A 12,479-nucleotide genomic window follows, 5' to 3' on the forward strand; every position below is an offset into this window, starting at 1 on the left:
AAGGTGATCGGGGAGATGATCGGGGAGACGGTCGGGGCCGCACCCCGGTTCGATGCGGAGCAGGGTGCGACGCTCAGGGACTGGCTCGCCCTGCTCAAGCCAAGAGTGATCTCCCTCGTCGTGTTCACAGGGGTGGCGGGCATGGCGGTCGCGCCGCAATGGCCCTCCGTGCCGCTCGGGCTCATCGATATGCTCTGCATCTGCGTCGGTGCCGGAGCGGCGGGGGCCATCAACATGTGGTACGATCGCGATATCGACGCCATCATGAAGCGGACTTCGGTTCGGCCCATTCCCGATTCCCGCATGGAAGCAGATGGCGCGCTGATCTATGGCGTGGTGCTTTCGGTGGTCTCGGTCGCCTTGCTCTGGCTTGCCAGCAACGCGCTCGCTGCGGGGATTCTGGCCTTTTCGATCGTGTTCTACGCCGTCATCTATACGATGTGGCTCAAGCGCAGCACGCCGCAGAATATCGTGATCGGAGGGGCAGCCGGTGCTTTCCCGCCCATGATCGGCTGGGCCGCCGCAACCGGGTCGATGGGTGTGCTGCCGGTGGTGATGTTCGCGATCGTCTTCCTCTGGACGCCGCCCCATTTCTGGTCTCTCTCCCTTTATGCCTGCAAGGACTACACCAAGGCGGGTATTCCCATGCTCCCTGTGGTCAAAGGGGCGCGGCATACACGCTGGAATATCGTCGCCTATACGGTCGTGCTCATGGCGGTCTCGCTTATTCCGTCCTTCCTGCACCTCTGTGGCGCCATCTATACGGTTGGCGCGACCGTGCTCGGGCTCGGCTTTCTGTGGTTCGCGCTGCGCGTACTCATGGACCGTCAGGATGAGAGTGGCGTAAGCCTGACCGGCGACAAGCCTGCGCGTCAGGCGTTCCGCTATTCCCTTGCCTATCTGTTTTTCCTGTTCTCCGCGCTTCTCGTCGACAGGGTTCTCTTCCCATGACGGATCTTCCCTCCCGTGATAGCCGCGCCGGGCAGGCCGTGAGTCGTCGCAACGGGCGGATCATGGGTCTGATCGGCGGCCTGACAATCGTGATGGTGGCACTTTTCGTGCTGACCTATCTCCGTCTCTAGAGCCTCTTCGACCCTGGGACGATATCACAGCCGGAAGGAAAGGACGCAGGCATCGCTTCCTGCGTCTGGAACGCCCTGTACCCGTCATGTCAGGAGGCCTCTCTCAGGCATGAAACCGGTGGGCCTTGCCGCATACGAAGGACGATGTTCTGGAAAGACACCGCCTCCGGGATTCGGGCGGGGCAGGAGGCGGCGGTAAAACCTCCCGAGGGGCAGGACATGAGGATGAAAGGCGCTTCCCTCGTGGGAGCGCCTTTTGTCCATCCTGGCGGTTCAGCCGGTCTGCTGGATAGCGGAGAGGATCCAGTTGCCCCGACCGTCGGCCCTGACGAAGGTCCACAATTCGGTGACTGTCTGTCGTTCCGTCTTGCTGCCGTCGATGACGTTCCCGAAGGAATCCGTCGTTACGTCGATCAGGGAATACTGCATCGCAACGGTGGCATAGGTCATGTTGCCCTCATGCCATGCCTCGGCGAGATCCCCCTGGAGGAAGCGCACATCGGAAACGATATTGCGGGCCCCACGACTGGCGTAGTCGGAGAGCTGCTCGCTGAAATAGGAAACCATCTCCGGCGTGGCCATCGTCGAAAGTGCGCGCATGTTCTGCGCACTCCACGCTGCCTGGATATCCAGAAGAAGGCGCTGGAAATCCTGATAATCGCTGTTGCTGATGGTGACCTGAGGCGCACCCGCGCCGTTGGGGAAGCCCCCCTGGAACGGCGCACCTCCTGCCGGATTGCTGCCCGGGAAGCTGCCTCCGCCGAACGCGTTCGGCGCGGCGTTATTGCGACGGTTCCCCAGCCAGCGCAGAAGCATGACGATCAGAAAGCCGAAAATCGCGACCTGGAAGAGGAAGCCGAGAAAGGATAGCCCCCCGCCGATCCCGCCAAAAAATCCGTGGCCGGACAGCATGCCGAACAGCCCCGCCCCGAGCAATCCGCCCGCGAAACCCGTGAGGAACGGGCGACGCTGGGCGAAGCCGAGCGGACGATTGGCCGGGCGGGAAAAGGGAGCGTTCATGCCCGGCGTCTGCGTACGCGGTGCATAGCTCCGCTCCATGGGGCGGGCGGCAAAGGGCGAGGTACGCGTCATGGGGGGCGCCGAATAGGTGCGACTTCCACGGCTGCCCATCGAGCGTCCGCCGCCCGGGCGCGCATCGGCTGGCGGCGTCAGAAGCGGGGCGAGTGCGGCCAGTAGAACGAAGGCCTTCAAAACGGGGCGGGTCATGTAAACTCCTGTCAGCTCCCGGCGACGCTCATCGCGTCGATCCTGATCGTCGGGGCGTCGATACCGTAGCGGAACTCGAGATCGTCGGCGGCCTGCATGGATCGGAACATGGTGATGAGATTGCCGGCAATCGTGAATTCGGCAACCGGCTCGGCCAGTTGCCCGTTCCGGATCATGAAGCCCGAGGCGCCCCGGCTGTAATCGCCGGTCAGTTCGTTGATCGACGATCCCATCAACTCGGTGACATAGATGCCTTCGCCGATATCCCCGATGAGCGTCTCGACCGGCGTCTCGCCACCGCTCAGATAGAAATTGGTGACCGAAGGTGCAGGCGGGCTGCCGATCGCACGCGCGGCGCGACCATTCGTGACAAGGCAGAACTGCTTTGCGGAGCGGCTGTCGAGCAGCCATTCCTGAAGAATCCCGCCTTCGACGCAGGCGAGCACGTCCGGTCTGATCCCTTCGGCGTCGAAGGGGCGCGAGCGCAAACCGCGCGGGCGTGTGGGATCGTCGATGACGCTCAATGCCCCGGGGAGGATCGCCTTGCCGAGATATCCCGCAAGAAACGACGTACAGCGCGCGATCAGGGCGCCGTTGATCGCGTTGGCGAGATGGCCGAGCAGGCTTCCCGAGACGCGCCTGTCGAAAACGACCGGCATGTCGCCGGTCCGGGGCTTGACGGGGTTCATGCGTCGCAAGGCGCGTTCGGCGGCGTCCCGGCCCAGCTGTTCGGGCGAGTCCAGAGCGCACAGGAAGCGGGCGCTGTGCCCGGCATAATCGCGCTGCATCCTGTCGCCGTGCCCGGCGAGAACGCTGACCCCGGTGCTGTGGCTCGTCTGGCTGTAATGGCCCTGAAAACCACCGCTTTCAGCGAGTGCTACCGTCACATGGGCGTAGCCTGCGGAGGCACCGTTGCTGTTCGTGATCCCCTCATGACCGAGAGCGGCCTCCTCTGCGATACGTGCCCGGGCGAGAAGGGCATCGAGCGCAGGCGCCGGGGTCGGGTCGAGAATGTCGAGCGCCGCCAGATCCAGCGAGCCCTGCAGGGCCGGATCGGGCACGCAGGCATGGCGATCTTCCGGTACGACCCGCGCCATCGCGACGGCCTGTTCCGCCAGACCTGCGAAGCGCTCCGGATCGAGATCCGTGGCAGAGACGCTCGCGCTGCGCTTGCCGAGGAAGCAGCGCAGACCGATATGCACCGTCTCCGAATGATCCAGCCCTTCGGGGACGCCATTGCGACACAGTGCAGAGAGCGAGCGCGAGGCGACGAACATCACATCGGCGCGGTCGGCACCGGCATGCCGGGCGGCGTCGAGGAGATCCTGCACCCTGTCCATTGGAGCTGTCATGCGGCAAGCCTTTGCGCGATTGCCTCGAGGGAAGGGACCTTGGCGACCGGGCCTATGGTCGCAAGGGTCGGCGTCGCGCGGAAGATGGTCCGCGCGGCATCGATCATGGCCGCCTCATCCACAGCGTCGATTTTCGAGACCGTTTCTGCCGTGTCGATAACGCGGCCGAAAAGCTGCATCTGGCGAGCGATCTGTTCGCAGCGGCTGCCCGTGCTTTCCAGGGACATCAGGAGGGAGGATTTCACCTGTGCGCGTGCGCGCGCGATTTCCTCCGCGCTGATCCCGTCCTCGATGCGCCGCAATTCGTCCAGAAGCACCGGCACCAGCTCGGCCGCCTCCGACTCTCCCGTGCCCGCATAGATTCCGAACAGTCCCGAATCCAGGAAAGGAAGCGCGAAGGCATAGACGGAATAGACCAGACCGCGCTTTTCGCGGATTTCCTGGAACAGGCGCGAGGACATACCGCCCCCGAGAACGGTCGAGAGAAGCATGACGGCGTGATAGGCCGGGTCGCCGTAACCGACCGAAGGAAAGCCGAGAACGAGATGCGCCTGATCGAGCGCCCGCGTCTCACGATGATCCCCTCCCGCATAACGGCCCGGACTGCGAGCAGGAGGACGATGGTCGGGCAGATCGCGGAAATGCGTCTGGACCATCTCGAGCACAGCCTCGTGCTCGAGATTGCCCGCTGCTGCAATGACCATGTTATGCGTCGTGTAATGCGTGTGCATGTAGCGCATCATGGTCTCGCGCTTCATTCCCGCGACGAGCGCCTCCGTTCCGAGGGTGGGGCGTCCCATGGACTGGTCGGGGAAGGCCGTCTCCTGGAAATGGTCGAATATGATGTCGTCCGGAGTGTCGTTGGCCTGACCGATCTCCTGGAGGATCACACCGCGCTCCCGCTCGACTTCCTGTTCGAGAAAGGTGCTGTGCGTGAGGATGTCGCCGATGATGTCGATGCCCAGAGGGAGGTCCTCCTTGAGCAGCTTGACATAATAGGCGGTCTGTTCGCGCGCGGTGTAGGCGTTGATATGCCCGCCGACATTCTCGATCTCCTCGGCGATCCGGGCCGCCGAGCGGCGGGCGGTTCCCTTGAAGGCCATGTGTTCGAGAAAATGCGAGACTCCGTTCTCCTCGGCGCTTTCATTCCGGGTGCCCGTCGCGACATAGGCGCCGAAGGAGACGGTCTCGACGCGCTCCATACGCTCCGTGACGACGGTGAGTCCATTGGGCAGGGTGGTGACGGTGATCGGATCGTTCATCGAGCGCGGGTGGTCCTGACTGGAAAGAGGGTGTGGCAGGGCTGAGATGGCGTCGGCAAAAGGAAAATTCCACCCCCTCCCGGTGTGAAGGCGCGGGCATAGTCCGGGATGCGCACCCGACGATGTCCCGGCCCGGTGCGAGATCCGGTGCCAGATCCGGAGCAAGATCCGGTGGAAGACGACCCCGGGCAGGAAGGCCTCCGTAGAGGAAAATCCCGCGGGAGAACCGAAAGGGACATTCCCTGCGAAAGCCGCCTCCCGGGGGTGGGGCAGCGTCTCGCAAAGCGGCCTTGTGCAAGGCGGCTTCCTGCGGGTGCTACGCGTTCAGGCGAGGCCGACATGGCGCCGCACGGCGTCCTCGACGAGGGTGAGAGCGTTCGGCAGGATGTCGTAGCGCTCCTCGCGATCGAACAGACCGGCGAGATGCGGTGGCAGGGTCGGGTCGATCCCGGTCGCCTTGCAGACGGCTTCGGGAAACTTGGCGGGATGCGCGGTGGCGGCAACGACCATCGGAATGCCCGGCTCCTGCGCCTTGCGTCCCGCTGCGATACCGATCGCCGTATGAGGGTCGGCGAGATATCCAGACCTCTCGAACAGGGTCTTCATCTCGGCGAGTGTCGCATCGTCGTCGAGCATGAGCGCATCGAACCGCGCCGTCGCGCGCCTCCAAACGGCGTCATCCACGCGCATCCGGCCATTCTGGCGGAAGGCGAGCATCGTGTCCCGGCAGGCTTGCGGGTCGCGATCCAGCAGCTCGAAAAGCAGACGCTCGAAATTGGAGGAGACCTGGATGTCCATGGAGGGAGAGAGGCTGGGTGCCACGGCTCTCATGCTCATGTCGTTCTCCGTCAGGAAGCGCGTGAGAATATCGTTCCGGTTGGAGCCGATGGCCAGGCGACGTACCGGCAGTCCCATCTCTCCGGCAGCCCATGCCGCGAGAACATTGCCGAAATTGCCTGTCGGTACGGCAAACGAGACCTCGCGGTCGGGGGCGCCGAGCATGAGGGCTGCGCGCACGTAATAGGGAATCTGTGCCGCGATGCGCGCCCAGTTGATGGAATTGACGGCCGAGAGATTGACTGCCTTGCGAAACCCCGTATCGGCGAACATCGCCTTGACGAGATCCTGACAGTCGTCGAACGTTCCCTCGACAGCAATATTGAGGATATTCGCATCCTGCACGGTCGTCATCTGACGGCGTTGCACCTCCGAAGTGCGACCCATCGGGTGCAGAATCGCAACGGAGAGATGGGGACTGCCGCGAAAGGCCTCGATCGCCGCCGATCCTGTATCGCCGGACGTCGCCCCGACGATCGTGACGCGCTGGTTACGCTCGGTCAGCACATGCTCGAACAGCTGGCCGAGGAGCTGCATCGCCATATCCTTGAAGGCGAGCGTCGGGCCGTGAAACAGCTCCATCGAAAACAGACCGTTCTCGATCTCGGTCAGCGGCGCGATCGCGGCGTGGGAGAACCCGGCATAGGCGCGCGCGCAGAGTGTCTGCAGGGTCGGAAGATCGATGCACCCCGCAGTGAAGACGGACAGGATCCGTGCAGCAAGGTCGGGATAGGAGAGCGTGCGCATCTCGCGCCACTGCTCTGCAGAAAAACGCGGCCACGTTTCAGGCATGTACAGCCCGCCATCATCCGCCAGTCCGGCCAGGAGAATGTCGGAGAAGGAGCGCGGGCTGGTATCGCCGCGGGTCGAACGGTACTGCATGAAGGCCTTCATCGCTGGAGGGTGCAAGAAAGAGTGTACGGCCCGCTCAGGGCAGGGCGGGAAGCCGGAGCTGCAAGAGGGCATTGCCGACCGGGATACAGATCTGTCCGTCATTCGTCACGGCCGGAATGCCCGCCTGAACCAGGCCGGGCGACGAGAAGAGAATACGCGGATGACGCCCGGGGTCGAAGGAGAGGAGGCGCCCGTTTGCGATGTCGGTGAAATACAGGGTGGAATCGGGACCGATGGCGAGGCCGCCGACGGTCGGCGTTCCCCGCCAGGCCGTGACCCCTTCCATCAGCTCCACGGCGGTCACGGAGGGGTCTGTCAGCAGCGCGGTCGAAAGACGATAGAGCGGGCCGGTGGGGGTCATTTCGTACAGCCAGGCGCCGTCCTTTCCGAGTGCCAGGAAAGAAAGATCGCGCGTTTCGGGCCGGCCCTGCCGGTCGATCACGGGGCTGTTGTTGCGTATTAGCGGCGCATGGCCCCGCGCGCTCGGATAACCGGCGAAGAAACGCCTCGCGGTTCCCTTGACGAGATCGAGCGCGACGAGGGCGGCGCCGCCTTCATCGGCCAGATAGGCATGATCGCCATGGATCGCGAGATCGGTGAACCGGCTCGCAGGCGTGAAGGCCTCCGGGGGCAGGGCATGATCAGCGCGAGAGACGAAGGTCACGGGGTCGAACAGCATCATATGGGGGGGGCGGTCGCCGGTTCCGGCGAAGAGGATCCACAGCCCGTCGCCCTCGCCGGATGCCATGGCGATCGCAGGGGCACGAAGCCGGTCCGCCGCGCCGGGCGCCGAAAGGAGAACAGGGGTTGCCTGTCCTGTTCCTGTATCGATCTTCACGAGATCGGGGCGCTCTCCTGCGGCGGAACTGTCGCGCAGGACCAGAACGGCACCGGTCTTCATCGATACGGCCCTGTTCCAGTCCGTTCCGGGGAGCGGGATCGACCGGATGGGTTGCGCCTGGTTCGTATCCGCGACCCAGGGTCGCTCATGCGAGGCCCAGGCCTGCGGGAGCGATGCAGGAAGATGCGTGGCGACAAGCGCGAGGGCCAGAAACCGCCATCCCCGGCGGCGAATGGATGAGAAAAGGACCATGGCTCCTTGTAAGCCCATTCGGTCCCCGCGCAAGCTCGGCCTGCCATGACGGAAGCGATTCTGCCCGCCCCCGGCTCCCCCCCCGGCTTCTTCTCCCCCGGCTTCCTCCCCGGTGACCCGACGTTGAGATCCGGCGCAAGACGCTTCATGGTCGTTTCATGACAGCACATGATTCCCGCGTCGATACGGCCATGGCATTTCTCGCAGGAGGCGCGCCCGAAAGGGCGGAAGCGCTGTTCAGGGAGATTCTCTCGGCTGAGCCCGCTCATCCCGGCGCCTGGCACGGTCTCGCCTGCGTCGCGCGTGACCGGAGCAAGCCCCATATCGCCATTGCCTGCGCCGGACGGGCTCTGCAGGCGCCGCCCGACGACCGGAGCCGCGCTGTCTTCACGCTCACTCTGGCCGCAGCGCTCGACGAGGCAGGCCATCGGCGCGAGGCGCTCTCGGCATGCAGGGTCGCGCTCCTGCTCGAGCCGCGTGACCCGCGCGGTCATATGCTCGAGGGCGAACTGCTTCATGCCTCAGGTGAGAGGCTCGAGGCCCGTCGGGCTTTCGACCGGGCCATCGCACTCGCCTCCGACCCCGCGCCGCTTTTGACGCGGATCGCCGGATTTCTGATGCGTCACGCCGCTTATGCCGATGCGGCAGAGGCCTGGGATCAGCTCGCTCTGCTTCATCCCGGAGATCCGCTCGTTCTCGCGAACCGGGGGGCCGCCCTGTTCGAGGCCGGACAGATGGAGGCTGCGCGCACGAGCCTCGAGCAGGCGATGGCTTCAGGGGGCGACACGGCGGAAACGACGAGCAATCTCGCCCTCGTCGAAATGGCGCTCGGCCATTTCGAGGCAGCGCAGCGCCATTTCGACGAGGCGTGCCGCAAGGCTCCGGACGACGTCGCGATGCGGATCAATCGCGCGAGTTTCCACGCTGAAACCGGTGAGGAAATGCGGGCGCGCGAGACGTTGGCGCCGCTCGCCGCGCTGGACGGTCCGGACGGGAGAAAGGCGGCGTTCAATCTCGCCACGCTCGACCTGTCCCAGGGGAGATACGAAGACGGCTGGCGAGGTTTCGAAAGCCGTCTCGCTCTGGGGCCGAATGCTGTTTCGGCCTCGGCGCGATGGACGGGAGAGAAAACGGAGAAGCGGGTGAGAATCACCGCGGAGCAGGGGCTGGGCGACATGATCCAGTTTCTGAGATTCCTGCCCGAGGCAGCATCCCGGGCGCCTCTGCTTCTCGATCTGCCACCGACCGTTCTGACGCTCATCCCGCTCATGCCCGGGTTGCGTGACGCCCGGGCGAGCGGCAGGGTCAGGCTTGCAGGCGAGATGATCGGGGAGGATGGGATCGCAGGCGCAGGCGCAGGCGCAGGTATAGGCGGCGACGGAAGCTCCGGCCCGAGTTGTTCATTGCTCAGTCTTCCGCACCTTCTGGGCATGAGGTCCATCACGGCCGAGGCTTTTCTGGAGAGACCCGCGCGCCCGGTACGAGGCAGGGTCGGGCTGTTCTGGGCCGGAAGTCCCGCCTATCGTTTCGACGCCCGTCGCAGCGTCCCGCGGGATCTGCTCGCCCCCGTTCTAGCGCTCTCGCAGGATCTTCCGGATGTGGAATTCCTGTGCCTGCAGCACGGTGCGCGCGCGCAGGAGCAGCAGGGAATGATCGTGCCTCCCATGGAAGACCTGGCTGCGACGGCGGAAGCGCTGGCGCGCTGTTCCATCGTCGTGGGGGTCGATACGGCGCTCGCTCATCTCGCCGGCGCGCTCGGTGTCGAGTTCTGGCTTCTGGATCGTTACGGTGGAGACTGGCGCTGGAAGGGGCCGGACTGGTATCCGGCAGTGAGGATCTTCCGCTGTGCCAGGGCAGGTCCCGCCCCGGAGGTCTGGCCTTGCGTCATCGCGCGTCTTGCCGGAGCGCTTCGTGACAGGCTGGCCGGACCGGGATCCTGATCAGGCTGCCACGTGTTCGGTCGGGCGCGAGCTGTCATCGTCGCGCAGGGTCGCAAGCAAGGCGCTGCGTATCTCGGCCATGCGCGTCTCCGAGGTCACCTTGGTACCGACCAGATCCCGCACATAGAACACATCGACGGCGCGCATTCCGTAGGTCGTGATATGGGCGGAGGAGATCTGGAGCGACTGCTCGCTTATGGTCCGGGTAACGTCGTAGAGAAGACCGGGCCGGTCCCTGCCATTGATCTCGATGATGGTGTGACGCTCCGAAGCCCTGTTGTCGATGACCACGCGCGAGGGCACATGGATGGCCCTCATCCTGCGGGCAGCGCGCTGGTTGGCGAGGCGGTCCAGCTCGGCACCGATCGGAAGACGGCTCGAGAGGGCCTGCTCGATCAGGCCGTTGAGACGAGAGAGCTGGAGCGGTGTCTCGAAGGCCCGTCCATGAGCGTCCTGCACCCAGAACGTATCGAGAGCCATGCCGTCGCTCAGGGTGTGGATACGTGCATCGACGATCGATGCACCGGCCACGGCCAGCCCCCCCGCGATCTGTGAGAAGAGACCGGAGTGATCGGCGCTCAGGATCGTGATTTCGGTCACGTCGCGCTGGGGAATCGGCGTCGTCTCGATGGTCAGAGGTGCCTCGTGGGTTTCGGAGTCGAGCACGAGTCTGGCATGTCGCAGATGCGTATCCGCATCGAAACCGAGCCAGTATCCGGCATAGCCCAGCGTGAGGAAATGCTCTGCCTGCGCGCTTGCGAGTCCCTGTTGCAGGAGGCCGTCGCGCACGAGCTCTTTTGCATGGCTCACCCGCTCGTCGCGCTCGGTCGCGGCCAGACCGCCCTCCAGCACCTCTGCAACGCGGGTATAAAGCTCACGGAGCAAGGTTGCCTTCCAGGCATTCCAGACATTCGGGCTTACCGCCCGCATATCGGCAATGGTCAGGATCAGCAGAAGCCGCAGCCGCTCCGGAGACTGGATGATGTCGGCAAGATCGAGAATCGTACGCGGATCGTCGATATCGCGTCGGAATGCGGTCTGGCTGAGCAGAAGATGATGGAGAATGAGCCAGGAGACCGTCTCGGTTTCCTCGGCGTCGAGACCGAGCTGCGGGCATACATGCTGGGCTACCTCGGCCCCGAGCACCGAGTGATCTCCGCCACGTCCCTTGGCGACGTCGTGCAGCAGGGTCGCGACATACATCGCCCGACGCGACTGCATGTCGCGCGTCAGATCGTACACCAGCGGAATCTCGTCGGCCATCGCACCGGCCTCGATCCGGCCGAGCATGCGCACGGCCTCGATATTGTGCTCGTCCACCGTATAGATGTGATAGGTATCGAACTGCATCTGACCGACGATGCGGGACCAGTCGGGAAGGAGCGCGCCGAGAAATCCGGTATCGTTGAGAATGGTCAGCCAGTCCGCGCCGCTCGGCCGGCTGTCCTGCCTGTTCATACGGGTCGGCTGCATGAGCAGCTCGAGAAAGACCTGCATGGTCAGCGGGTCGTCTCGCAGCGAGGCGACACGGCGCTCGTTGCGTATCAGTTGCTGGATCGCGGTCGGATGCAGCGTGAGGCCGTCACGACAGGCCGCCCGGAGCATGAGCACCATCAGGCGCGGATCGTTATCGAAACATGCCCGTTCCGCCGGGGCGATCTCGCCGTTGATCAGCCGGAAATGTCGCGCTTCCTGCGTATCGCAGCCTTGCCCTTCATAGGGTGCCTCGCGCGCGGGGCCCTGAAGCCGCTGCATGATGCCGGGCTCTAGAATGCGGCCGAGACGCATCACTTCGCGCGTCGTCAGGAAATAATGGCGCATGAAGCGCTCGACGCCCTGTTGGCGCCCATGGCCGGCATAGCCCATGCGACCGCCGATCACGGGCTGGACGTCGAAAGCCAGCCGCTCATCGGCCCGGCCCGCGATGTAATGAAGATGCAGCCGGATGGTCCAGAGGAAGTTCCAGGCGCGTCGTGCCCTGTTGCCTTCCTGCTCGGTCAGCAATCCGAGCGTTGCAAAAACGGGATCGTTGCCGCGCGTGCGGATCGCCGGATTGAGCTCATCGCGATCCTGGACGATCCGTGTCATCCAGTTGAGCGTCTGGAGATCGCGCAGCCCTCCGCGTCCCTCCTTGATATTGGGCTCGACCATATAGGGATTGTCGCCGAAGCGGCGGTGGCGCTGCTCGCGCTCATCGATCTTGTCGTGAATGAAGGAGAGCGCGTTTTCCGCGCCCGCACTGAAATGGGCGCCGAAACGGGCGAAGAGCGGTTCCGATCCCGCGATGCGTCTGGCATCGAGCAGGGTGGTGCGGATCGTGATATCTTCGCGCGCCGCTTCGATACATCCTGCGATCGAGCGCGTGGCATGCCCCACCCGGACCCCCAGATCCCACAGGAAATAGAGCATGTATTCGACCTGGGCGGTCGTATCGGGCGTCAGGGGCTCGTCGGTCAGGAAAAGAAGATCGATATCGCTGTACGGAGCCAGAAGACCACCCCCGTATCCACCCGTCGCACAGACGCAGAGACCGGATTCCGCAGCCCCCGTCGTCGCGCGCGCAAGGGCGAAAAGGCTCGAGATTGCTCCGTCCATGAGGCGCGCCAGCGTCGCTGCCGCGGCGATTCCCTTCAGTTGCCGCCCTTCGAAAAGGCGCCGTATCTCGCCATGATGACGGCCGATATGACGACGGAAGATGCTCACGGCATCCTCGCGGGCAACAGTGCCATCCGGTAGCCGGACCCTGTCGAGTGCCGCCGACAGGACTGCGTGCATGTCGCTTTCTTGGAGGG

9 protein-coding genes are annotated in these 12,479 nt (G+C 64.5%); 3 read left to right on the top strand and 6 right to left on the bottom strand.

What is annotated here, in order from left to right:
• Window positions 1–15 precede the first annotated feature (15 nt).
• Together SSA02_RS03160 and SSA02_RS12985 are read left to right on the top strand one after the other, a co-directional pair.
• Window positions 16–951, top strand: coding sequence for a heme o synthase (locus SSA02_RS03160; protein WP_147092678.1), 936 nt, complete (start codon window positions 16–18; stop codon window positions 949–951).
• The gene (locus SSA02_RS12985; protein ID WP_264884144.1) at window positions 948–1,082 is read left to right on the top strand and encodes a hypothetical protein; all 135 of its coding nucleotides are present in this window, start codon (window positions 948–950) and stop codon (window positions 1,080–1,082) included. The genes SSA02_RS03160 and SSA02_RS12985 overlap by 4 nt, the downstream gene beginning before the upstream one ends.
• A 273-nt stretch (window positions 1,083–1,355) precedes the next feature.
• On the opposite strand, the gene SSA02_RS03165 is transcribed toward SSA02_RS12985, so the two are convergent.
• From SSA02_RS03165 to SSA02_RS03185, 5 genes are all read right to left on the bottom strand, one after another.
• Window positions 1,356–2,309, bottom strand: a complete 954-nt coding sequence (locus SSA02_RS03165; protein WP_147092429.1) for a Tim44 domain-containing protein — start codon at window positions 2,307–2,309, stop codon at window positions 1,356–1,358.
• 11 nt (window positions 2,310–2,320) lie between these two features.
• Complete coding sequence (locus SSA02_RS03170; protein WP_147092430.1) at window positions 2,321–3,661, bottom strand: TldD/PmbA family protein; 1,341 nt, start codon at window positions 3,659–3,661, stop codon at window positions 2,321–2,323.
• On the bottom strand, window positions 3,658–4,923 hold the full coding sequence (locus SSA02_RS03175) for a M16 family metallopeptidase (protein WP_147092431.1): 1,266 nt from the start codon (window positions 4,921–4,923) through the stop codon (window positions 3,658–3,660). Before SSA02_RS03175 ends, SSA02_RS03170 begins: the two co-directional genes overlap by 4 nt.
• A gap of 324 nt (window positions 4,924–5,247) precedes the next feature.
• Window positions 5,248–6,642, bottom strand: a complete 1,395-nt coding sequence (gene thrC / locus SSA02_RS03180; RefSeq protein ID WP_147092432.1) for a threonine synthase — start codon at window positions 6,640–6,642, stop codon at window positions 5,248–5,250.
• Window positions 6,643–6,688: 46 nt separating this feature from the next.
• A complete protein-coding gene (locus SSA02_RS03185) occupies window positions 6,689–7,747 on the bottom strand; it encodes an SMP-30/gluconolactonase/LRE family protein (protein WP_147092433.1) in 1,059 nt (352 codons plus the stop codon).
• A 158-nt stretch (window positions 7,748–7,905) separates the two neighbouring features.
• On the opposite strand from SSA02_RS03185, the gene SSA02_RS03190 reads away from it, so the two are divergent.
• On the top strand, window positions 7,906–9,687 hold the full coding sequence (locus SSA02_RS03190; protein WP_147092434.1) for a tetratricopeptide repeat protein: 1,782 nt from the start codon (window positions 7,906–7,908) through the stop codon (window positions 9,685–9,687).
• Here SSA02_RS03190 and SSA02_RS03195 read toward each other — a convergent pair whose 3' ends face one another.
• Window positions 9,688–12,462: a [protein-PII] uridylyltransferase gene (locus tag SSA02_RS03195; protein WP_246103576.1), complete on the bottom strand. Its 2,775-nt coding sequence runs from the start codon at window positions 12,460–12,462 to the stop codon at window positions 9,688–9,690.
• Window positions 12,463–12,479 lie beyond the last annotated feature (17 nt).

The sequence above is a fragment of the Swaminathania salitolerans genome, assembly GCF_007988945.1.
Taxonomy (GTDB): Bacteria; Pseudomonadota; Alphaproteobacteria; order Acetobacterales; family Acetobacteraceae; genus Swaminathania; species Swaminathania salitolerans.

Coding starts and splice junctions, on each gene's coding strand:
- SSA02_RS03165 (WP_147092429.1), bottom strand. CDS start 2,309: ATGACCCGCCCCGTTTTGAAGGCCTTCGTTCTACTGGCCGCACTCGCC.
- SSA02_RS03185 (WP_147092433.1), bottom strand. CDS start 7,747: ATGGTCCTTTTCTCATCCATTCGCCGCCGGGGATGGCGGTTTCTGGCC.
- SSA02_RS03195 (WP_246103576.1), bottom strand. CDS start 12,462: ATGCACGCAGTCCTGTCGGCGGCACTCGACAGGGTCCGGCTACCGGAT.
- SSA02_RS03175 (WP_147092431.1), bottom strand. CDS start 4,923: ATGAACGATCCGATCACCGTCACCACCCTGCCCAATGGACTCACCGTC.
- thrC (WP_147092432.1), bottom strand. CDS start 6,642: ATGCAGTACCGTTCGACCCGCGGCGATACCAGCCCGCGCTCCTTCTCC.
- SSA02_RS03160 (WP_147092678.1), top strand. CDS start 16: ATGATCGGGGAGACGGTCGGGGCCGCACCCCGGTTCGATGCGGAGCAG.
- SSA02_RS03170 (WP_147092430.1), bottom strand. CDS start 3,661: ATGACAGCTCCAATGGACAGGGTGCAGGATCTCCTCGACGCCGCCCGG.
- SSA02_RS03190 (WP_147092434.1), top strand. CDS start 7,906: ATGACAGCACATGATTCCCGCGTCGATACGGCCATGGCATTTCTCGCA.
- SSA02_RS12985 (WP_264884144.1), top strand. CDS start 948: ATGACGGATCTTCCCTCCCGTGATAGCCGCGCCGGGCAGGCCGTGAGT.